Annotated in this window: 18 protein-coding genes, 1 pseudogene and 1 riboswitch; of the genes and pseudogenes, 12 read left to right on the plus strand and 7 right to left on the minus strand. The window is 49.7% G+C overall.

Going from position 1 to position 21,394, the window contains the following annotated elements; all coding sequences use genetic code 11:
- Positions 1 to 62: 62 nt before the first annotated feature.
- The 6 genes and pseudogenes from IE064_RS10860 (at position 63) to IE064_RS10885 (ending at position 5,753) form a co-directional block, all read left to right on the plus strand.
- Positions 63 to 584, plus strand: coding sequence for a DUF2059 domain-containing protein (locus tag IE064_RS10860; RefSeq protein ID WP_165900125.1), 522 nt, complete (start codon positions 63 to 65; stop codon positions 582 to 584).
- 215 nt (positions 585 to 799) lie between these two features.
- The gene (locus IE064_RS10865; protein WP_189617835.1) at positions 800 to 1,159 is read left to right on the plus strand and encodes a DUF805 domain-containing protein; all 360 of its coding nucleotides are present in this window, start codon (positions 800 to 802) and stop codon (positions 1,157 to 1,159) included.
- A 120-nt stretch (positions 1,160 to 1,279) separates the two neighbouring features.
- A riboswitch (cobalamin riboswitch) is annotated at positions 1,280 to 1,482 on the plus strand.
- An 84-nt stretch (positions 1,483 to 1,566) separates the two neighbouring features.
- Positions 1,567 to 3,513 carry a TonB-dependent receptor gene (locus IE064_RS10870; RefSeq protein ID WP_189617836.1) on the plus strand — a complete coding sequence of 649 codons (1,947 nt, stop codon included), beginning with the start codon at positions 1,567 to 1,569 and terminating at the stop codon, positions 3,511 to 3,513.
- A gap of 226 nt (positions 3,514 to 3,739) precedes the next feature.
- Positions 3,740 to 3,885, plus strand: a pseudogene (locus tag IE064_RS10875) (IS4 family transposase); the annotation flags it as partial.
- A gap of 425 nt (positions 3,886 to 4,310) precedes the next feature.
- A complete protein-coding gene (locus tag IE064_RS10880) occupies positions 4,311 to 4,913 on the plus strand; it encodes a GDSL-type esterase/lipase family protein (protein ID WP_229799979.1) in 603 nt (200 codons plus the stop codon).
- A gap of 117 nt (positions 4,914 to 5,030) precedes the next feature.
- A complete protein-coding gene (locus IE064_RS10885) occupies positions 5,031 to 5,753 on the plus strand; it encodes an HDOD domain-containing protein (protein ID WP_133039276.1) in 723 nt (240 codons plus the stop codon).
- A 16-nt stretch (positions 5,754 to 5,769) separates the two neighbouring features.
- Here the strand turns inward: IE064_RS10885 and IE064_RS10890 are convergent, their stop codons facing one another.
- Positions 5,770 to 6,672, minus strand: coding sequence for a LysR family transcriptional regulator (locus tag IE064_RS10890; RefSeq protein ID WP_189617837.1), 903 nt, complete (start codon positions 6,670 to 6,672; stop codon positions 5,770 to 5,772).
- 153 nt (positions 6,673 to 6,825) lie between these two features.
- On the opposite strand from IE064_RS10890, the gene metE reads away from it, so the two are divergent.
- Positions 6,826 to 9,093: a 5-methyltetrahydropteroyltriglutamate--homocysteine S-methyltransferase gene (gene metE / locus IE064_RS10895; RefSeq protein WP_189617838.1), complete on the plus strand. Its 2,268-nt coding sequence runs from the start codon at positions 6,826 to 6,828 to the stop codon at positions 9,091 to 9,093.
- Positions 9,094 to 9,105: 12 nt separating this feature from the next.
- Here the strand turns inward: metE and IE064_RS10900 are convergent, their stop codons facing one another.
- Positions 9,106 to 9,432: a hypothetical protein gene (locus tag IE064_RS10900; protein ID WP_189617839.1), complete on the minus strand. Its 327-nt coding sequence runs from the start codon at positions 9,430 to 9,432 to the stop codon at positions 9,106 to 9,108.
- A 128-nt stretch (positions 9,433 to 9,560) separates the two neighbouring features.
- On the opposite strand from IE064_RS10900, the gene IE064_RS10905 reads away from it, so the two are divergent.
- Complete coding sequence (locus tag IE064_RS10905; protein WP_133039273.1) at positions 9,561 to 9,773, plus strand: dodecin; 213 nt, start codon at positions 9,561 to 9,563, stop codon at positions 9,771 to 9,773.
- Positions 9,774 to 9,782: 9 nt separating this feature from the next.
- Here the strand turns inward: IE064_RS10905 and queG are convergent, their stop codons facing one another.
- Positions 9,783 to 10,946, minus strand: a complete 1,164-nt coding sequence (queG, locus tag IE064_RS10910; protein WP_189617840.1) for a tRNA epoxyqueuosine(34) reductase QueG — start codon at positions 10,944 to 10,946, stop codon at positions 9,783 to 9,785.
- 132 nt (positions 10,947 to 11,078) lie between these two features.
- Here queG and IE064_RS10915 point away from each other — a divergent pair, with 132 nt between their 5' ends.
- Positions 11,079 to 11,519 carry a DUF3069 domain-containing protein gene (locus tag IE064_RS10915; RefSeq protein ID WP_189617841.1) on the plus strand — a complete coding sequence of 147 codons (441 nt, stop codon included), beginning with the start codon at positions 11,079 to 11,081 and terminating at the stop codon, positions 11,517 to 11,519.
- 41 nt (positions 11,520 to 11,560) lie between these two features.
- Here the strand turns inward: IE064_RS10915 and IE064_RS10920 are convergent, their stop codons facing one another.
- Together IE064_RS10920 and IE064_RS10925 are read right to left on the minus strand one after the other, a co-directional pair.
- Positions 11,561 to 14,029, minus strand: coding sequence for an ExeM/NucH family extracellular endonuclease (locus IE064_RS10920; RefSeq protein WP_189617842.1), 2,469 nt, complete (start codon positions 14,027 to 14,029; stop codon positions 11,561 to 11,563).
- Between the two features lie 391 nt (positions 14,030 to 14,420).
- A complete protein-coding gene (locus IE064_RS10925; RefSeq protein WP_133039269.1) occupies positions 14,421 to 16,109 on the minus strand; it encodes an NAD-dependent malic enzyme in 1,689 nt (562 codons plus the stop codon).
- Between the two features lie 281 nt (positions 16,110 to 16,390).
- On the opposite strand from IE064_RS10925, the gene IE064_RS10930 reads away from it, so the two are divergent.
- The 3 genes from IE064_RS10930 (at position 16,391) to IE064_RS10940 (ending at position 19,050) form a co-directional block, all read left to right on the plus strand.
- A complete protein-coding gene (locus tag IE064_RS10930) occupies positions 16,391 to 17,500 on the plus strand; it encodes an alpha/beta hydrolase family protein (RefSeq protein WP_189617843.1) in 1,110 nt (369 codons plus the stop codon).
- 331 nt (positions 17,501 to 17,831) lie between these two features.
- Positions 17,832 to 18,098, plus strand: coding sequence for an MFS transporter (locus IE064_RS10935; RefSeq protein WP_268244755.1), 267 nt, complete (start codon positions 17,832 to 17,834; stop codon positions 18,096 to 18,098).
- Between the two features lie 43 nt (positions 18,099 to 18,141).
- The gene (locus IE064_RS10940; RefSeq protein WP_189617845.1) at positions 18,142 to 19,050 is read left to right on the plus strand and encodes an NADP-dependent oxidoreductase; all 909 of its coding nucleotides are present in this window, start codon (positions 18,142 to 18,144) and stop codon (positions 19,048 to 19,050) included.
- A gap of 241 nt (positions 19,051 to 19,291) precedes the next feature.
- Here IE064_RS10940 and IE064_RS10945 read toward each other — a convergent pair whose 3' ends face one another.
- Together IE064_RS10945 and IE064_RS10950 are read right to left on the minus strand one after the other, a co-directional pair.
- Positions 19,292 to 20,281, minus strand: coding sequence for an LLM class flavin-dependent oxidoreductase (locus IE064_RS10945; RefSeq protein ID WP_189617846.1), 990 nt, complete (start codon positions 20,279 to 20,281; stop codon positions 19,292 to 19,294).
- Between the two features lie 109 nt (positions 20,282 to 20,390).
- Positions 20,391 to 21,287 (minus strand): aldo/keto reductase, encoded by an 897-nt coding sequence (locus IE064_RS10950; RefSeq protein WP_229799982.1) that lies wholly within the window; start codon positions 21,285 to 21,287, stop codon positions 20,391 to 20,393.
- Positions 21,288 to 21,394: the final 107 nt, after the last annotated feature.

Genomic DNA, 21,394 nt, shown 5'->3' on the forward strand with positions numbered 1-21,394 from the left:
GACCGCATCCGGTAGAATTGTGCTAGATTGCCTGCTGTTTTTATATGCCATGGAGGCACTTAATGAAATCACATAAAAGTTTGGCCGTTGTGCTGTTAGGCGCATCTTTGCTGTTGGCGCCCCTCACTCACGCCGATGAGAACAATCGCCGAGCGCAGGTCGAGCAGTTGCTGTTAGAAATGCACATGGACACCACCCTCAACAGCATGTACGACCAGATGGAACAGATGCTGTTGAATATGCAAAAGCAGCTCAATATTAGCGAAGATGAAAAGCCCTTGTTTGAAGAATTTGCGCATAAATACACCAAAATGATGCGTGAGGAACTGAGCTGGGACAAGATGAAGCAGCCGCTGGTGGATATCTATGTCAAGCATTACACTGACAAGGAAATTGCCGATATGGCCGCCTTTTATGCCAGTGAGAGTGGCCGCTCTATGGTGGCTAAAATGCCACAGGTGATGCAGGAAAGTATGGCTGCCTCGCAGTCTTTTATGGCATCCATATTGCCGAAGATGACCGAATTGCAAAAAGAGTTTGCCGAAAAACTCAAAGAAAGACGTAGCGAACATTCTGCTCACTGATCATCTGTTCAGCTTTTGACTAAAAGCCGCAATTGCGGCTTTTTTTACCTCAGTTAGCATTACCGGGATTAAAATTTCGCAGGCAACAGATTTTAAACAATTCCTCTTGTGATAAAGTAAGCCCACTAATAAAAATATCCATTTGAATTAGCTAATATTTATTGCTTAACAGGACAAGCCTGCCGAGCCAGGTAATCATTAAAACAGGAGTTATCATGGATTACTTTTTAGACCCGATCCGGCGTTATGCTGATTTTACCGGTCGCTGCCGTCGCCGCAATTTCTGGATGTATGTGCTGATCTACAACATCATTTCACTGATTATTTCGGCAATTGATGTTGCGGGTAATTCCAAATGGTTGGGTATCGTTTACGGGTTGGTGTTACTGCTGCCATCGCTGGCGGTCACAGCGCGCCGTCTGCATGACACCAGCCGCAGTGGCTGGTGGCAACTGCTATGGTTGATCCCGGTTGTTGGCTGGATTGTGCTGATAGTTTTTCTGTGCCAAGACAGTGATGCCGGTGAAAACGAGTATGGTAGCAATCCCAAAGCCTTGGATGTGGCGATTGAATAAGCCCGCCCAGTTCTTCAAAAGCAGACATCTGTCTGCTTTTTTTATCGGTGAGTCATGGTTGTCAGTTAGACTTTTATACGCCTAGATGTCTATAATGCCCGTCCCTCAACCGAGGGATAATACTCGTCAACCTTCTGTGGTGCCCAACGATTACTGGTTGGGATAATCGGGAAGCCGGCGTAATTCCGGCACTGCCCCCGCAACGGTAAATGGTGAGACAACGGCGCGTTTCTGCAAAATGGAGACGTTTAAAGTCGCTTGTCGCGCAGCATTGATTGCTGCATAGCCAAAGTCCGGAGACCGGCCCTGAAGGGATTTCGCTGATTTCGGTGGGCATATCGCGAAATGCGGCAGGGCTAGTGCTTCTGCCGTGGCATCTTGCCCCGTTCCCTTAAGGAGCTAAGGAAATGGGATTCAAACCTTCTTCTCTGGCGCTGCTTTGCAGCATCGCCATCAGCGGCACCGTCTATGCCGAACCCCAGAAAATTGATGACACTATCGTCGTGATTGGCCGTCAGGCAGAAACGCCATTGGATATTGCCGCCAATGTTACCGTGATTGATGCTGCCGAGATTGAGCAAAGTGGTGTGACGTCACTGACAGAGTTGCTGCGGGGGCGCAGTGGCATTCAGGTGTCAGATAGCAACACCGGGCCAACGCTGGCAATGCGTGGCTTTAGTGGCACTCAAGCGGCGAATAACACCTTGATCCTGCTGGACGGGCGTCGCCTCAACAATATGGATATCGCGGCTGCCAGTCTTAGCGCCATACCGCTTAGTCAGATAGAGCGGGTAGAAATCCTCTCTGGCAGTGCTGGCGTGTTATACGGCGATCAGGCCGTGGGCGGGGTGATTAATATTGTCACCAAAGCACCGCAAGCCACGGGAGGAAATGTGGCGTTGGCGGCTGGCAGTTTCAATACCGCAGAAGGTCGTGGCGATGTGGCTGGCAGCGTCAGTGATAACTGGCGCTACTACCTGTCAGGTGCCTATAACCGCAGCGATAATTACCGTGATCACAATGCCAATCATACCGGCTCACTGCTGGGACGACTGCAATATCGTACCGATGAACGGCAGTTTTTCGTTGAAGGCAGTTATTACGACAACAAGCGTGAAAATCCCGGTGCATTGACCGAAGAGCAACTGCATAGTAACCCACGGCAGGCATCCATCTATCAGCCTGATGATTACCTTCATGAAATGACCGATGCCTGGCGCGCTCAGTTACAACAGAAGTTAGACACACATTGGCAGATGGTAGCCGATCTCAACTACAGTGACTCGCAGGTAAGTAGTGTCAACTATGGCAGTCGCGGCCAGAATAGCCGTTCATTGCTGGAATTCAACCCCAAATTCCTAGCGAATTACGCCACTAACGTGGGCAATCTGAAATGGGTGTTAGGCGCCGATCTGCATCGCGGCGAAGCCGATTTTGATCTCACAAGCACCAACCGCAGCAATACGCAGACCATGACCAGTGCATACGCCCAAGCCACAGTGCCGTTAACTTCCACACTGGAATATGTGGTGGGTGGTCGCTATGCCAAGGTGAAGGATGAACTGCGTGACGCAGCAGTGTATGCCGATGGCACTGTGCTGGATGAACATGCTCATGCGCTGGAGTTGGGGGTCAACTATCGTCCCACCACCAGTCAGCGTTTTTATCTGCGGGCCGATCAAAATTTCCGCTTTGCTAAAGTCGATGAACAGGCTTATACCTCGCCAGGGGTGAATGGCCTGAAACCACAAACCGGTGACTCAATAGAAGCGGGATGGGACTGGCAGGCCAGTACCCAGCAGTTGGGCGTGAAACTGTACCGGCTTAAGCTAGAAGATGAAATTGTTTATGACATGAGCGCTGCAAAACCTGTGGGTGGCCTGTTCGATGGTGCCAATGTTAATGCCGATAAATCCCGCCGCTATGGCGCCGATGTGTCATGGGCCTGGCAACCGTTCAGTCTGTGGCAGTTAGGGGCCGAATACCACTATGTGGATGCCGAGTTCACCGCTGGGGCTAATGATGGTAAACAGCTGTCCTGGGTTGCCAAACATGCTGGCCGTGCTTACACCAGCATTGATATGACCCGTCACTGGCAGCTGTACCTAGAGGCGCAATACCTTGGTAAACGTTATATGGAAGGTGATGATGCCAACGAAGGGGCACAGATTGATAGCTACTGGCTGGGTAATCTGGCGCTAAACTACCGCCGTAACGCCTGGCTAGCCAGTCTGCGTATCGACAACCTGTTTGACAAGGATTACGTCAGCTCCGGCTATTACAGCAGTTGGGGCAATGGCTACTATGTCGGTGACGGCCGCAGTGTAAAAGCCAGCATCAACTACCGCTTCTGAACTGAGTCACGGTAATCAATACAAACCGGGCTTAATTGCCCGGTTTGTATTTTAAATTCGTATAACACCAACGCTGGGGAATCCCCAGATAATTCCCTTTTTATTCAATTCAGTAGACCCGCATGGTGTTGATTGATTTAATTGATTTCGCCAAAAAACTAGCAGACCCAACGCCATAAGTGATGTCCACATCTTACACTATTTACTCAAAAAGCAATGTCCGTAAATGCATCAAAAACAGCTTAATTCTCTGATGGTTGCAACAGCAGTATTGCTGGATAACAATCAACTGTACTGATTCAACTTGGCCATAATATCGCTGTCGCCGTGGCACCAAAGCACAACATCAAACGGATAGATAGGTTGATTGGCCGCGAATCCTGAGTGTAGCCATTTTCACCATAAACCCGAGGAGTTGTCAGCAACGTGGGGGCGTCTTTAGGGATTATAAGGGCAAATACTTATCGTCGATGAGTGAGCTTATGAGCGTGAGCCAAGCATGGCGAGCTGGCCGTAAGACAAGGATGTCGTTCGAGGGCCGAGCATCCCCCCTTGGCCACAGTGTGAGCGCGGTAGCTCACCACTTTCTAACCAGAGTTTGGGCTGTATTCCTTTCATCTCGATTTTCAGCATAAAGCCGCCGAGTTTTAAGCACAGTAGTGCCGATTTGTGTCAACACTTCTACAGCCAAATGGGTTAAAACCTATGGCAAGTGTTGATAGCTAAATGGGCTTGCTTGCTGGTTTTTTTATGCGCATGATGGAGCCATGCTGGCAATCATTGCAATGGAGATGCTTATGCTACCGCGTGTTGCCTTATCTCTTTTCTTGCTGTTGGGTTTGAGCGCCTGCTCAGAACCATCATTACCCTATCTTGGACCCACGGGGCGCATTCTGGCGTTTGGTGACAGCCTTACTGCCGGGAAAGGTGCTGCTAAAGATGAGGATTATCCGACACAGTTGGCTAAACTGTGTGGGTGCGAAGTTGTTAATGCTGGGGTTTCTGGCGAACAAACTGCCGAAGGTCGTAAAAGGTTGCCAGCGCTATTAGATGAAATGCAGCCGGATCTGCTGATTTTGCTCGAAGGTGGTAACGATATTTTACAAGGTGTGCCACCACAGCAGATCCAAGATAACCTGCAGCAGATGTTATTGGATGCGCAGAGTATGGCGGTACCGGTGTTGTTGATCTCTGTGCCACAGAAAAACGTTTTTCTGCAACCCGCACCATTTTATAAAACGCTTGCAAAACAGAATGATAGTTTATTTATGAACGATGTGCTGAGTGGATTACTGTCTTCTCCAGCGTTGAAATCTGATACCGTCCATTTGAATGCTGCAGGTTATCAACAGTTGGCGGCGGCGATCTACCGCAAGCTTCAACATGCCGGAGCTTTCTGATTGGCAATGACATGTCTAAAATCGTTGAAATGGGCTTGACCCTTGGGTGGCATTTGTGGGTAAATCTTTTGTAAAAAAATGGACCTCTCGTCCTGATAACAACAGGTTAAATTCTCTATGACAGATCTTGAGCAGCAAGTTTTCGCAGAGGTCAGGGCAATTATCGCCAATGAGGAGCAGGTGCTGGGTCGGCGTGCTACCTTGGTGCCGCTGAAGAAAGCGATTATTGCTGACGGTGATATTCGCAATGTCATTGATATCGTTTCTACCGATCCCGCCTTAGCTGCCCATCTGCTGTGGCGCAGTAATTGTGCTATGGCGCCATCACTGCATCCTAACCGCAGTCTAAAAGATGCTTTGGTACGACTGGGACAGGTCAATATCTACCGTTATGCCTTTACCTTTTACCTCAAAGAAAAGCTGGATGAGCTGCCGCAACCCTATCGCAAGTTGGTGCAGGGGTACTGGCGGCTGACGGAGGCTATTGCAACCGAGGCGGTAGATAGCTTGCATCAGATGCAGGGGGTGAGCATTGATGCTGATGAAGTGCAGACGCTGGCGTTATTCAGTGTGTTCGGTCAGGTTATTGCACTGACCGCTTTTGCCTACCTCAATGCCGAGCAGGATCAGTGTTTCCCGCTGAGCATTATCAAGAGTCTTATTGATACCCAGCAGAAATCGCTAACGCTGGGTGCCTTTGAGGCGCTAGGTCTGGATGATGAGCTACAGCACGAGTTTATGATTGCGCATAATTTACGCCAGACTCGTGATGCTAACTCTGCCGGTCTGGTGTTACGACGCATCTTGGCTCAACGTGGTTTGCTGCTGAATTCGCTCTAAATTGTTCGGCGTGTTGTTAATGGCTGTCTAGCGGGCTAGCCGCTTCATCCGCCACCAATGTCAGCCAATGCTGGATCAGTTTGCTGTTACTGGCATTGCGCCGATAAGCGCCGAACAGCGGTCGCCGCAACCCCTCTTTGCCAAGTCGTAGCGCTTTCAAACTGAGTCCATGTGCCTCGCGCATTGACCAGTTTGGCAATGCAGCTACTCCTTCATTGCACGCCAGCCGTTGTAACAGCACGTTGGTTAAATCACTGGTTTTCTGTGGCCCTGGGGCAATGCCCGCAGGTTCGAGGAAATAGCGGAACAGATCCAGCCGCTCTAATGGCACCGGATAGCTGATAATCGGTTGTTTGAGTAATTGCTGTGGTAGTACATAGTCAAATTTTGCCAGTGGATGTTCGTTGCTGACCACTAACTTAACCTCAAATTCGAACAGATGCTGATAGGCGAGCGTGTGGCTGGCGACCGGATCCGATGTCAGCACTAAATCCAGTTCGCCTTGTTCCAACGCCTCAAGCGAATCAAACAGAAAACGGCTAGATAGATCGAGTCGTGCTTCTGGATATTTATGCTTGAAGGCCTCCATCGCTGGCATTAGCCAACGGAAACAGGAGTGACATTCAATCCCCACCCGTAATGGTCCGTGAGTACTATTGCTGCCTTGTTTCAGCAGATTTTCAGTTTCTTGCACTTTGGGCAGGATCTCCTCCGCTAGCAACAGCAGGCGCGTGCCTTCTTCGGTAAACGCCAGGGGTTTGCTTTTGCGAATAAACACCGAAGAGTTAATACGGGTTTCCAGTTCCTTAATCTGGTGAGACAGTGCCGACTGTGTCACAAAGCGTTTTTTGGCCGCTGCGGCCAGACTGCCACATTCTTTCAACGCTAATAATGTCCACAAGTGCCTGAGTTCTATCATGCTCATCCCGTATGAATCTCGCTCATGTTGGTGTTGAAGCCAATTCGTTTGCCTAGCCAGAGACTATCACAATAAACTTCCAGACGTCTAGACGCCTAAATTGATTTGCTGTTTTTAGCGTCATCTGTCTATTGCAAGGAGTGAAGTTTGAGCATGACATTACATAATCTGGGGTTCCCCCGTATCGGCCGCCGCCGCGAATTGAAGTTTGCCCTTGAGCAGTATTGGCGTGGCGAACTGACACAACCACAGTTACTGACCGTAGCGGCTGAACTTAGGCGTACGCACTGGCAATGGCAGGCCGAAGCCGGGATTGACCTACTGCCAGTGGGCGACTTTGCTTATTACGATCAGGTGCTGACCTTAAGTGCAACCTTGGGCGTGATCCCGCCGCGCCATCGTCAGGGCGAGATTGATCTGGATACTTTATTTCGGGTAGCACGAGGTAGCGCGCCCAGCGGTCAGCCAGCCGCAGCCGCCGAAATGACTAAATATTTCAACAGTAATTACCACTATTTGGTGCCGGAATTGAGCAGTGAACAGCAGTTCCGCATCAGTTGGCCACAGTTGTTTGAGGAAGTTCAGGAAGCTCAGGCGCTGGGGTATCAGGTAAAACCCGTTTTGCTGGGGCCGGTAACCTTTTTGCATCTGGCCAAAACTGTGGGTGAACCGTTTGATAAACTGCAATTGTTGCCGTCATTACTGCAAAGCTATCAGCAGTTGTTGGCACGGTTTGCCGAATTAGGCGTTGAGTGGGTGCAGTTGGATGAACCGGCGCTGGCGCTGGAGTTAGCGCCAGACTGGCAGCAGGCCTATGAAACCGCTTATGTAACACTGCAAGCCGTTCCGGTGAAACTGTTACTGGCAAGCTACTACGGCAGCGTAGCACATCATCAATCGCTGATTTCGGCGTTGCCAGTGGCGGGATTACATTTGGATCTGGTGACAGCACCGGAGCAACTACCGCTGTTTGCAGAAGCTTTGCGGCCAGCGCAGGTGTTGTCGGCCGGAGTGATCAATGGTCGTAACGTCTGGGCGGCAGAGCTGGATCTGCTGGCACAAACATTGGCTCCCTATGCTCAACAATTGGGTGAGCGTTTATGGTTGGCGCCGTCCTGTTCTCTGCTGCATACCCCGGTGGACCTGACCCTGGAAACCGAGCTAGCGCCTGAGTTGAAAGCCCGTTTGGCGTTTGCGCGGCAGAAGCTGACAGAATTACAGCAGTTGCAACAATTGCTGCAGTATCCGACCAGTGACGCGGCCCAGGCAATTATCGCGCATTGCCAGCAGCGGCGGGCACAGCAAGCCGCCGCTGTGGATGCTAAGGTTACCGCACGCCTAGCAGCACTTGGTGCCGAGGACTTCAAGCGCCAAAGTGCTTTTTTACAGCGACAAGTGCAGCAACAAGCGACGTTACGCTTACCGTTATTACCCACTACCACTATAGGATCTTTTCCGCAGACCGCTGCGGTTCGGCAGTTGCGTAACCGTTGGCGCAGTGGCGAGCTGGCGGACGTGGAATACACCCGTTTACTGCAACAGATCACCCGCGACACCATTGAGCGTCAGTTGAAACTGGGACTGGATGTACTGGTGCATGGCGAAGCTGAGCGTAACGATATGGTGGAGTATTTTGGCGAGCAGTTGCAAGGGATAGGTTTTACCCGTTTTGGCTGGGTGCAAAGTTATGGTTCGCGCTGTGTTAAACCGCCGTTGATCTATGGTGATATCAGTCGGCCGCAGCCAATGACACTGGCCTGGGCTGAGTATGCACAAAGTCTCACCGATAAACCGGTTAAAGGCATGCTGACCGGACCTGTCACGATTTTGCACTGGTCATTTGTGCGGGAAGATTTACCCAAAGAAACCATCGCCTATCAGCTGGGGTTGGCTATCCGTGATGAAGTGGCGGATTTGCAGCAGGCCGGGATCCGCATCATCCAGATTGATGAGCCGGCATTCCGGGAGGGCTTACCGCTGAAACAGAGCGACTGGAAGACATACTTGGATTGGGCGGTGGCGGCGTTTCGTCTCAGCGCGTCAGTAGCGCGAGATGATACCCAAATCCACACCCATATGTGCTACAGCGAATTTAACGACACCATTGAAGCCATTGCCGCCATGGATGCCGACGTTATCACCATCGAGACCTCGCGCTCCCATATGGCACTGCTGGATGTGTTCGAAGCATTCGACTATCCCAATGAAATTGGCCCCGGTGTTTACGATATTCACTCACCGAATATCCCTACGGTGGCAGAGATGGTGGCGCTGATGCAACAAGCGGCCCAACGCATCCCGCTGCGCCAGTTATGGGTAAACCCTGACTGCGGCTTGAAAACTCGCCGCTGGGAAGAAGTGGAACCGGCGTTACGGCATATGGTGGCGGCGGCTCGCGAACTCAGACGACAGTTGGGCTAATGGTTTGTCGTTTCAGGTGAGCGACAATCCCAACAGGATCAAACCGATAGTGCCAAGGATGGTGAAGCTGGAAAACACAGTACCCAAGATGGGAAATACTTTCTGCCGGTCTTTTTGAAACAGGCCGGCAATACCTAAACCCAACGCCACCAGTGACAATAACACCAACCCAATAATCGCGAAGCCGATGGCCATTGCCGCACGGCTGTTTTCATCCAGCCCACCCGGAGTGGTGTTTGCCAAGTTTCCGGCAATCACTAACGTGATAAAAATTAAGATGGCGGCCACCAGACTGACGATAAAAGAACTAATCCCTAAACCTGAATGTGGACTATTCATGCCTGTTCCCTGCATTTCCTGTTTATCCTATTGAGAAATATACAAAAGGTTAACATCTGCTGTCACGGGTTATTTGTGACTATACTCAGGTCAGGTTATTGCAGGTCTGTTATGCTCAGGAGGATGTTATGAGTCATGTCTACAAGATTATTGAACTCACTGGTTCATCACCCATCAGCTCCGATGACGCCGTTAAAAATGCTATCGCTGCTGCCGCGCAGTCGCTGCACAATCTGCGCTGGTTCGAAGTCATCGAGACCCGCGGTCATTTAGAAGCCGGGGTGATCGCGCACTGGCAGGTAACTGTAAAAGTAGGCTTTACACTGGACGCTGCCGACTAACGGCTCCGTTCAGGCATCCCGCGGCAGCCCTTTTTGTACCGCACGTATCACGCGCTGCGTTTTACGCTGATGGGTGTCGTCCTCAGTAGTCGCTCGTAGTTGTCGTTGCAAGGCCCAGTGCAGATGTTCCGCCAGCAGCTCGCTCGCCCCTTGCAGGCGTTGCCGCAATGCCTGAATAATCTGTTCACTGGTTGGGGCGTTGCCCAGTGCCACCGCAATATTGCGCTGCCAGCGTTCATAACCGATACGGCGGATGGCGCTGCCTTCGGTATTTTTCAGAAAAGTCGCTTCATCCCAGCCCAACAAGGTCAGTAACTGCGGTTGTTGCAGTGACGTGCGCGTATAAAAATCGGCTTCTTGGGTCAGTGGTGCCTGACGATTTACCGGACACACCAACTGACAATCGTCACAGCCATAGATACGGTTGCCCAGCAACGGGCGCAGTTCTTCGGGGATCGCGCCCGCCAGTTCAATGGTCAGGTAGGAAATACAGCGGCGCGCATCTACCGTATAAGGCGCGACGATAGCGTCGGTCGGGCAACTGGTGATACAGGCTACGCAACTGCCACAGCCCTCAGCTAGCGGAATATCTACTGGTAAGGGCAGATTGACGAGCAACTCTCCCAGAAAAAACCAGCTACCGGCCTCACGACTCAGTAACAGCGAATGTTTGCCGGTCCAACCAATACCGGCTTTGGCGGCTAGTGGCCGTTCCAATATCGGCGCGGAATCCACAAATGGCCGAAAGCCACAATCGTCCAGATTGGCCTCAGCCAGTGCTTGGTTAATCCGTTCCCCGAGTTTTTTTAAACGGTTGCGTAGTAATTTGTGGTAATCGCGACCACCGGCGTAGCGGGAGATATAGGCTGATTGTGGGTCGCTAAGATTACTGGCAAAACCCGCATCAGGCGGCAGGTAATCCATACGTACCGCGATGACTCTTAACGTGCCGGGGTGCAGCTCCTGTGGCCTTGCTCGCATCATGCCATGCTGCGCCATATACTGCATTTCACCGTGAAACCCTGCGTCTAGCCACTGCTGTAGTTTGGGCTCTTCGGCGCTTAAGTCGATATCACAGATCCCCACTTTGGCAAAACCCAGCTGTTGGCCCCAGGTTTTGATATCTCGGGCCAACTGATTTAACCAGTGAGGATCTATGGCGGTAGTGGACATGGTGTTTGGACAGCGGTAAAAGACTGAGCCTGATGATACCAATACTCGCGGTGACTGCCTAATGTAGGACGCTGCCTTGTATGGCACTTGAGTGCTATACTGCCGCCCATTTTCTGGTTTTCGGAGTTTTTTATGAGTCAAGTCGATGCCCAGTATCGTGAGCAGGCCCACACTGCTGCCATCAATATCTGCGCTTCTGTATTGCCAATGGATAAGTTACCCGCAGGTTTGAAAGACGCCTATGACAGTCTATTTGAAGAACTGCTGGCGGACAAAGATGCCCAGTTTGCTGAAGCGTGGGTAAATCTGCCAGCGAGTGCTAGTAAACTGCTACCAAGACCCTGTTTCCACGGTTTTTATATCGCAGCAGCTTGGTTGCAACTGAGCATGATTGGGCAGCGGTTAGCCGAGCAGGCCGAAGGCGAACGAAGCATTGATGAGCAAGAATATGCAGGCGTTTATGCGCGGATTGCCAAAGAAGCGCTGCGGGAAAGTGTGCGTAAAATTAAAAAAGCGCGTACAGACAGGCGCTTACTCAATAGCATGCGACAAGTGATAGGTTTGCCGCAGTAAAAAAGCCCCGTCATTGACGGGGCTGCTGTGTTCGCGGGCAATTAGCGCCGATAGACATAAAAGTCAGGATAGTGTTGGTAATGATGGCTGTTACCTTTTACATGGCCCCAGCCCCAGCCCCAGCCCCAGCTATAGCCATGGCTCCAGCCCCAACCCCAACCATGATGATGGCCGTGCGGGTGATGACCTACGCCATGCGGTTTACGCAGATCCAATTCCATCACCACTGGATCATGATCAGAGGAACGGAACAGGCTGCCATCGGCGTAGCTGTTATCATATTCCAGTGACGATGTTTCATCGGCGTTAATGTGCCATTCGGTTACCGCAACCACGGCATTGGCCAATTTTTCGTTGGCAAGTGCGTGGTCCAGCTGACCACTCAATCCGTCAAATACATAACTGTAGCTGTCGCTGTTACCCACAATATCGTCAACTCGCTCAAACCCGCTATCTTCCAGTGTGAGGATCGGGTCTTCCTTAGCGTAGGCGTTAAAGTCACCCATTAATAGCACTGGTTGATCAGCGTAGTTATCGGCAACCCATTGCGCAATTGCTGTGGTTGCGCGGGTACGGGTGCCATTACAGGCTCCAGAGCCGCCAGGACTATTGTCATCATCACCAGTACCACAGCTACCACCTTTAGAACGCAGGTGGTTAATCACTGTAGTCAAGATGGCCTTTTCATGGTTGAGCTTGAAGGTCTGGCCTAGTGATGGCCGCATTTTGTCGCTGTTAAACAGCGGTACGCCGTTTTCATCTACTATGGAGTTGGTTTTATCCAGATATTTGGCGGCACCGACAGGCGTCACCACATCTGCGCGATAAATAAAGGCACTGGTAATTACATCTGTACCCAACTGCTCCACACCAGGATTGACATAGGCCCAATGCTGCCCCGTGGCTTCAGACAACGCTGCGGTCAATTCAGCAATGGCAGATTGTTCACCATAGCCATCATTTTCGATTTCCAGCAGGCCGATGACGTCGGCTTGCATATTGCTGAGTGCGGCGACAATTTTAGCTTTCTGTTTCAGAAAATCTTCATAGGTGGATGCGCCACGCGAGGTTGGGAACCCGGCACCTGCACCGTCACCGTTAAAGAAGTTCAATACGTTAAACGAGGCAACCCGTAAATTGCCTTCACTCGACAGTTCGGGGTAATCGCTGCGTGGGTTAACACTGCTATCAAATGTGACCGTATTTATCGGTGATACATGATACTGGTTGAACGAGTAGTAGAGTGGCCCGGTGATATTGCTGACGGTATCACCAACTCGTAATGAGTTATCGGCAGAAAAACCAGGATAGGGATAGGGCGGTGTTGTGCCATTAATTTTGCCTGATACCCCCTCATCCAGCACAATCGCGTTACGACGGTTTTCATCATAAATTGCGGCAGCAGCCTCACCGGATTCGGCGACCTGAGTCGGAGTCATACGTCGACCGTTGCTCAGTGTCATCTCGCCATAGTTAGCCAGATCATTGACATCATTAATAGTGAGGCTGTCAAAATGCACCAGCATGCCTTCCAGCGCTTCTAGGGTCGATAAGTCACTGACGGGCAACGTTACGTTTACTGCAGCAGGCAAATTTGCGGTACCACATTGTTTCCAGTCAGGATTCTTTAGCTGAGTATTATCGTAATACTCAGCTGCGATGCCGCGGATCACATATACATCACCTACGGTGACATTATCCATGGCTTTTGCGCCAGCATAGATAAAGATACCGTCAGAGGTGGTCGCATCCGCATCTCCGGCATCCTGCACATAAAATCCACTTAACCCCGGAAATACAGACGTTACCACCCCGGCGATTTCTACCTGTTGGTCTGCCAGCGGTGTGGTTAAGCCGCTCCCTTGCACACTGCCAATGGCAACGGTGTCATCATCACAGCTGAGTTCAACAACTGGCGTGTCTCCGTTATCGTTACCAGATCCATTGTCATTGCCAAAAATCCCTAGATCTGAAAAATCATCTTTAGCAAAACTGAACCATTGGGCGGCCGGATCGTATTCATCAGTAGGATCAATATCGGTTATAGCACTGGCGCGGCGCAAGTCGTGATCCAAGGTGGTGATATCACCACTGCCCCAAGCTTTACCGGGATCGTTGCCAACCTGACCAATGCTGTCGATAACGGTGTCACCCTGCTTGAGCAGTACCGCATCGTTGCCGTTGTAATTCAGTGACCCGCTGGTTAGGTCGGCGCTGTCAGCAAAAACGGCAGCGGAGTTGGCAATCACATAAGTCTTGCCTGCAGCCAGCGTGCCGCTCAGTTTAATGGTGGAACTGGCACTGGTTTTACCGTTGGCATAGATTTCCACACGGTAGTTATCCAGTAGCAAACTGCTGCTGGTGTTGTTGTAGAGTTCCAGCGCCTTATTGTTGCTAGCGCCTTCAAGGTATTCGGAAATAAACAGTGTAGGGATTTCTGCATGTGCGGCGACCGTATAAAGACTGGCAATAGACCAGGCAATGGCCGAAAGTGATTTATTGAGTTTCATCCTTGTTCCTTATTGGGTTTGCTTATTAAGCAATCAAGCATGTTATTGACGCTTCATGACTCTAGCAAGGATATATTGTGAAATTATTGCAAAATTATTGACCAGTAAATTAACAAATTGGTGATAAGAATTTTATCTACTGTTTTCTATTTTATCTATTAAAAACAATATATTGTGTAAAGATAATAATGACTTATTTCTATTTAAAACAATTGATGTAGAAATGTTAACGACGAGTTGGGATATAACAGATTGAAAGGAAAGGTTTTAAATGTTGGCTGCTCTCAGTTGAGTAGTATTGTCATTTAATTAAAAAGCGGTAATACGGAAAATAAAAAACAGAACATCTGCCAATATGGCGCAGATGTTCTGTTTTTATAATAACGTTGACTCAGAATGATGTGCGACGATAGCGACGATATTCTGGATACCAGAAGTTACTTTCTATGGCCTGCAATAACAATTCATCGGTGGTTGGTAAGGCGTGGCCTTGTTCGATGGCGGTTTTACCGACGACAAACGCGATGTGTCTGCTGACGTTATGGATCTCTTCCAGTCGAGGCAATAGCGAACCTTCACCATTAATGGCGAGCGGCGAACATTCTGCCAGCGCCCGACTAGACGCCATCAACATTTCGTCAGTGACTCTTCTAGCGCCAGTCGCCAATACACCCAAACCAATACCGGGAAAAATATAGCTGTTGTTACACTGGGCAATTTCATAGGTCTGACCGTCAATTACCACAGGTTCAAATGGGCTGCCAGTGGCCACCAGTGCCTGACCTGAGGTCCAATGCAGAATATCTTTTGGCGTTGCTTCAACCCGGCTGGTGGGGTTTGACAGCGGGAAGATAATCGGCCGCGAACAGTGGCTGTGCATGGCGCGGATAATTTCCTCGGTAAACAACCCCGGCGCCCCAGACACACCAATGAGTACGGTAGGTTTGGCATTATTGACCACATCCAACAGCGAGATGTTGTCACAGAAGTTCTGCCAATGTTCAATATCGTCCCGTTTCTGTGCCAGTTTTTGCTGGAACGGCAACAGATTTGGCATGTTATCCTGCAACAGACCCCAACGATCCACCATAAATACCTGCCGCCGCGCTTGTTCGTCGCTGATGCCTTCAGATACCATCTGCGCCACAATCGCTTCGGCAATACCACAGCCCGCACTGCCTGCACCTAAGAAGGCAATGCGCTGTTCGCTGAGTTTACTGTGGGCGGCTTTACAGGCGGCCAGCAGGGAACCAACTGTCACAGCGGCGGTGCCCTGAATATCATCGTTGAAACAGCAGTACTTATCTTTGTAGCGTTCCAGGATTGGCATCGCATTTTTCTGGGCGAAGTCCTCAAACTGGATCAGCGTATCGGGCCAGCGGCGGTGAATGGCCTGCATGACGGCTTCGATAAATTCGTAGTATTCGTCGCCGCCAATGCGTTTGTGGCGCCAGCCCATATACATGGGATCTTCCAGCAGATGCGGATTATCTGTGCCCACATCTAGCGTAATTGGCAAGGTATAAGCCGGGCTGATACCGCCACAACTGGTATATAGCGACAGTTTCCCGATAGGTATCCCCATACCACCAATCCCCTGGTCCCCAAGACCCAGGATCCGTTCGCCATCGGTCATTACAATTACTTTTACTTTATGGCGAGTGGAATTATTGAGGATATCGTCGATACGATCTTTATAAGGATAAGACAGGAACAACCCACGGTTGCGGCGCCAGTTTTTAGAAAAGCGCTCACAGGCCAGACCTACCGTTGGTGTATAGATAACCGGCATCATTTCACTGATGTGGTTCTGTACCAGACGGTAGAACAGGGTTTCGTTGGTGTCTTGAATATTGCGCAGATAAATGTGCTTATCCAGATCGTTATTGAAACTGCGGAACTGGTCATAGGCACGAGATGCCTGTTCCTCAATGGTTTCAATGTAGTAAGGCAGCAATCCATCCAGATTGAAGAACATCCGTTCCTCTTCGGTGAAAGCGCTGCCCTTGTTAATAAGTGGAGCTTCAAGAAGTGCAGGACCCGCAAATGGCAAATACAGCGGGCGTTTTTTATCGTCCATAGCGAACCTTCGATTGGCGTCTTGTTTGATTAGCTGGAATTCTGTGATCCAGGTCGCCATAGAGTAGCACGAAATGTGACCTTTGTTAGGCTTTAGTGTGCGAGCTGGTGAGTTTTTAGTTCAAAACTAAGCGGTTGGCTTCGTAGGTGGCATAACCAACCCATGACACTATCGGGTAGTGGCCCGTGCCGACGGGAAATGTGTCATGCTAAGCAATCTGTGTTGTAGCGGTAATCAAACATTTGGATACCAGATATTGAAAAGCTTAAAAGGAACTTAGTTTGAAAAATCTGAAAGTAACTTTGTGTCTGTTAATTGCTCTTTTTCCCTGTTTGACCATCGCAGCGGTCAACGTTGGCATAGCAAAATTGGATTTAAACGATGGGCAACGGATGGCCTGGGATGGAAAACATCAACGTCCTATTACTGTGCATGTTTTTTATCCTACTCACGTTACCCCGCCAACCCCAATTAAGTTAGGTCTGCCTGGAGAGGAACTGTTTGCTGCGGGAAATGCAATCTGGCATGCCACTCCAGCAGAAGAAAAAAAGTTGCCTTTGATTCTAATGTCACATGGCACAGGAGGCTCGGCGCTGCAAATGCTGTGGTTGGCAGAAAAGCTGGTTAAAAACGGCTATCTGGTTGTCGGTATAAACCATCATGGCAATACGGCAATAGAGCCTAAAACATACGCTGAAGGTTTTGTCCTTTGGTGGGAACGGAGCCGAGATGTCGCTGTCGTATTGGAGCAAATCAGCAACGATAAAAAATGGTCGCCTTATATCGACCCGACGAACATTGGCGTGCTGGGGTTTTCGTTGGGTGGATACACGGCAATTACCGCTATCGGCGGCATTACCGACAAGGCCCGATTCGCGAAATTTTGCAACAGCGATAAAAGGGACTTCACCTGTGACTCGCAAGTAGAGTTTCCCAATATTGAAGAGGAATTTAACAAAGTTAAAGACTCTGAGATTGTCAAAGCTTCGCTGAAACGGCAGCATGACTCTTATAAAATCGATCAAATAAAAGCGGCAGTGGTATTGTCGCCCGCGGTAGTTCAGTCGATTACCGACGATAGTCTGAAAGGAATTACCATCCCAGTCTCTGTTATAGTGGGAACACAAGATACCGTAGCGCTGGCTACATCAAATGCCAAAAGAGTTGCGTCTCTTGTCAGCGGTGCTGAATACGCCGAAATTGAAGGTGCAGGGCACTACACTTTTTTAGCTGAGTGCACTGATTTGGGTAAAGCCTACGTGAAAACCTTGTGTACAGATCCCCCCACAGTTGATCGGGCCCAAGTGCATGACAGGGTTAGTGGACAAGTGCTGAGCTTTTTTAATCGAACTTTTTCTTATAACAAGGCATTGCACCAGACAAGTCGCTGAAGACAGTGTTATGGGATAGAAATCTTCTTGAGGTATATCATCAGCCCTAACATCAAATGAGGATATGTCGCAATTTGTGTCTCGACCTTAGGGGCCTGTTGTACCATATATGTGTCTTTTCAGCTATTTGGAGACATACACAAAAAGTCTACCGTAGCGCTAGTGATTCTCAGCTTGTAAAACAACCGAACTTCCGGTAGTTTCAACTCTCCGCGAAAAATCACCATTAAAAATAATGGGTGACACATAAGCCTAGAGAGTTTCTCTATTCGGCCAGCGTTAACTGAATGCCTAATACAGGCACCACTTCAGGCTGACGCTTACGAGTGCATTGCCTGAACTTTTCCAGGAACGCACTATGAATAAGTTGCTTTTTATCATCTGCATCACCGTAGCTATTGATGCTACTGGCATTGGTATTGTATTCCCAATATCGCCGAAGTTACTTCAAGACATGAATGTTTCGGGAGATATTCCACTCTATGTTGGCTTATGGGCGTCAATTTGCGCACTAATGCAATTTGTGTTTTCGCCAATTCTTGGCGCTCTAATCGATAAAATCGGCCATCTCCCAGTATTGCTATTTACTAATGCTTGAAAAAATTAGACATTTTTTATCGGAGCTGATCGGATTTTATATTATGAAAGCCATTCAATTTTATGAATATGGTGACGTTGAAACGATGCATTTAGTGAATATTCCGTCGCCTGCAATCGGCCCAACTGAAATATTGATTAGAGTACGGGCATCAGGCGTTAATCCATCAGATTGGAAACGCAGACAGGGGGTGTATCAAGCGTATGAAAAACTCACGTTTCCAGCAGGTGTTGGTGTTGAAGCTTCAGGTGTTGTTGAAGCTGTCGGTGAAAATTTATCTAACTCATGGATAGGAAAATCTGTATTTGGATTCGGACGAAATACGGCAGCTGAATTGGCGGTCCTCACCCATTGGGTCGAGTTGCCCGCCAACGTGTCTTTTGAATTGGCTGCATGTACTCCGGTCGTTTTTGAAACGGCATCCAGAAGCCTTGCATATTTGGCGATGCAAGCGGATGAAACCCTATTTGTGAGTGGCGCGTCTGGTGGGGTGGGGTCTGCTGTTGTGCAACTGGCACTCGCCCATGGAATCAACGTTGTGGGGAGTTGTAGTCATAAAAATAGTGGTTACTTACGTGCGCTTGGGGCGATGCCTGTGACTCACGGTGATGGACTCAACATAAGAATTCGCCGTGTTACTGAAAAAACGATAGACGCTGTTTTGCATGTGACTGGCGTGGGAATTATTCCAGAATTGATCGAGCTTGTAGGCGATCCTTACAAGGTAGTTTCTGTTTCTGACTTTGGTGCAATCAAATATGGAGCAAGATTTTGTAAAGGTCCTCCAGAAAATCCCTCTCTGACACTAAGCGCATTAGCCGAGATGTTGGCTTGCCATAAGCTTAAGATGCCAATTGAAAAGAAATTTCCCTTGGCCGATATTGCCAAAGCTCATCAACTTAGTGAGAAAGGGCATGTAACGGGTAAGATTATTTTAACTATCGGAAAATAGCTTATTACATTCAATTAATTATAGCTATTTGGGGTTGCCTATAGCACCGACAGCCACGCTGAAATTGGCATATAAAATAAACCTTGCAACAAATAGTGGTGTCTGACTATTCCAATAGACCTATATCGGTGCCACTCAATAGTTGATTGGGGCTTTATTGCTCTTCAGAAAGCAAACAGCGCTTAACTGAGTATTGCCGCGTACGGTTCCAGCCCGGTGACGCCGTGTCATTGAACGTTGGCTAAGCGAACGATTGCATCACCTCTGCGCCGATGCTGAAAGAATGTAAGCGGGCTTGCTGCTCGACAATCGGTCCGTTGAACATCAGTTCGTCGGCTTGGGTTTCCGCCAGTAATGCATCAATCCCTTGGCGAATATCATCACTATTGCCCACCAGTGAATACCTTAAGGTGCGTTCCATCGCGTTGATTTCATGTGGTTCCCAGTCATCTGCCAGTTTGGCTACTGGCAAGGGGATTTTACCGGCAGTGCCACGGTACAGGTGCAGGAATTGTTGCTGTACCGAGCTAAACAGATAATGGGCGTGCTGTTTATCGTCTGCCGCCACCAGATTGACACACACCATGGCATAGGGTTTAGCCCAGCGGGTTGATGGGCGAAATTGACTGCGATACAGCGTTAATGCTCGTACCATCATTTCCGGGGCAAAGTGGGCAGCAAACGCGAAGGGAAGCCCCATCTGCGCCGCTAATTGTGCACTATAAAGGCTGGAGCCCAGTAACCACAATGGCACGTGTAAACCTTTTCCAGGCACCGCTTGTACTGCACCGTTTGCCTCACTGAAATAATGCTGCAATTCGGCCACATCTTCCGGAAAACTGTCAACCGCGGCCTGAGGCTGACGCCGCAACGCGTGCATTGTCAGTTGATCGGTGCCGGGGGCGCGGCCAAGTCCTAGATCGATTCGGTCACCAAACAGCGTTGCCAGCGTACCGAACTGTTCGGCGATCACCAGCGGTGAATGGTTGGGCAACATGATGCCGCCAGAGCCTAAACGGATATGGGAAGTACCATTGCCCAGATGACATAACAGCACTGAGGTTGCGGCACTGGCTATGCCTGGCATGTTGTGATGCTCTGCCAGCCAGTAGCGGCTATAACCTAGGCTTTCGGCATGCTGGGCCAGTTGCAGAGACTGTGCAAACGCGGTGGCGATATCACTGTTTACCGCAACCGGGGCCAAATCCAGCACTGAATAGGGACGCGTCATGTTAGCTCCAAAACATTCAATTTAGATGGCACTATAACACAGAGGCTATAACACAGAGATAGCAGCGGGCTCAGTCACCTGCTTACTGAGCCCGTTGAGAAAATGCCGGCTATTTATGCGGCACCTTTGGTAACAGTGACATCATATTGGCGGCATAACGACTGCCAGCGACCTTGTCGGCGGGGAAAACTTTATCGATAGCAGCTAACTCTTCGGCTGACAGGTTTACCTCTGCCGCTTGGATGTTGTCTTGCAGATATTTCCGGCGTTTGGTGCCAAACAGTGGGATTAAATGTTGATCCTGCGCCAATAACCAAGCCAGTGCTAGTTGTGACGGGGTAATGCCTTTCGCATGCGCCAATTCAGTCACTGCATCCACCAGTGCCAGATTGCGCTGGAAGTTTTCTCCCTGAAATCTCGGATTAAAGCGGCGATAGTCATCGGCATCAAAGTCATCCACACTGCGAATTGCACCGCTGAGAAAGCCTCGCCCCAGTGGGCTGTAGGCCACAAAACCTATGCCGAGTTCGCGGCAGGTATCCAGTACGCCGTATTCGGGGTCGCGGGTCCACAGTGAGTATTCACTTTGCACAGCGGTAATTGGGTGCACTTGATGGGCTCGGCGCAGGCGCTCTGGGTCAACTTCGCTCAGCCCCAGATAACGTACTTTCCCGGCTTTAACCAGTTCTGCCATAGCGCCAACGGTCTCTTCGACCGGCACATCTGGGTCCATCCGATGTTGATAATAAAGATCAATATACTCGGTGCTGAGGCGTTGAAGACTGTCTTCAACCGCCTGTTTAACGTATTCCGGTCGGCCGCAAACTCCGCGTTTTCGAGGGTCGGCAGCATCTCGCACAATACCAAACTTGGTGGCGAGGAAAATCTGTTGGCGGCGGCCTTTCAGCGCCTTACTTAGCAGTATTTCATTGGTGTGCGGGCCATAAATATCAGCGGTATCCCAGAAGTTAACCCCCGATGCTAGCGCTAAATAGCTGATCCGAATACTGCTACATTTTCGCGATGCCGTGTCCGTTGCCGGGAAAAGGCGAAACGGTTTCCATAAAATGCCATACCTTGCCAAGAAGTTCCCGCATGTTTCGGCAACTGTGA

The organism is Shewanella fodinae, from assembly GCF_014651955.1.
Taxonomy (GTDB): domain Bacteria; phylum Pseudomonadota; class Gammaproteobacteria; order Enterobacterales; family Shewanellaceae; genus Shewanella; species Shewanella fodinae.

What these genes read in the sequence shown, in the direction of transcription:
- IE064_RS10860 (WP_165900125.1), top strand. Translation starts at nt 63, where the DNA reads ATGAAATCACATAAAAGTTTGGCCGTTGTGCTGTTAGGCGCATCTTTG.
- IE064_RS10865 (WP_189617835.1), top strand. Translation starts at nt 800, where the DNA reads ATGGATTACTTTTTAGACCCGATCCGGCGTTATGCTGATTTTACCGGT.
- IE064_RS10870 (WP_189617836.1), top strand. Translation starts at nt 1,567, where the DNA reads ATGGGATTCAAACCTTCTTCTCTGGCGCTGCTTTGCAGCATCGCCATC.
- IE064_RS10880 (WP_229799979.1), top strand. Translation starts at nt 4,311, where the DNA reads ATGCTACCGCGTGTTGCCTTATCTCTTTTCTTGCTGTTGGGTTTGAGC.
- IE064_RS10885 (WP_133039276.1), top strand. Translation starts at nt 5,031, where the DNA reads ATGACAGATCTTGAGCAGCAAGTTTTCGCAGAGGTCAGGGCAATTATC.
- IE064_RS10890 (WP_189617837.1), bottom strand. Translation starts at nt 6,672, where the DNA reads ATGATAGAACTCAGGCACTTGTGGACATTATTAGCGTTGAAAGAATGT.
- metE (WP_189617838.1), top strand. Translation starts at nt 6,826, where the DNA reads ATGACATTACATAATCTGGGGTTCCCCCGTATCGGCCGCCGCCGCGAA.
- IE064_RS10900 (WP_189617839.1), bottom strand. Translation starts at nt 9,432, where the DNA reads ATGAATAGTCCACATTCAGGTTTAGGGATTAGTTCTTTTATCGTCAGT.
- IE064_RS10905 (WP_133039273.1), top strand. Translation starts at nt 9,561, where the DNA reads ATGAGTCATGTCTACAAGATTATTGAACTCACTGGTTCATCACCCATC.
- queG (WP_189617840.1), bottom strand. Translation starts at nt 10,946, where the DNA reads ATGTCCACTACCGCCATAGATCCTCACTGGTTAAATCAGTTGGCCCGA.
- IE064_RS10915 (WP_189617841.1), top strand. Translation starts at nt 11,079, where the DNA reads ATGAGTCAAGTCGATGCCCAGTATCGTGAGCAGGCCCACACTGCTGCC.
- IE064_RS10920 (WP_189617842.1), bottom strand. Translation starts at nt 14,029, where the DNA reads ATGAAACTCAATAAATCACTTTCGGCCATTGCCTGGTCTATTGCCAGT.
- IE064_RS10925 (WP_133039269.1), bottom strand. Translation starts at nt 16,109, where the DNA reads ATGGACGATAAAAAACGCCCGCTGTATTTGCCATTTGCGGGTCCTGCA.
- IE064_RS10940 (WP_189617845.1), top strand. Translation starts at nt 18,142, where the DNA reads ATGAAAGCCATTCAATTTTATGAATATGGTGACGTTGAAACGATGCAT.
- IE064_RS10945 (WP_189617846.1), bottom strand. Translation starts at nt 20,281, where the DNA reads ATGACGCGTCCCTATTCAGTGCTGGATTTGGCCCCGGTTGCGGTAAAC.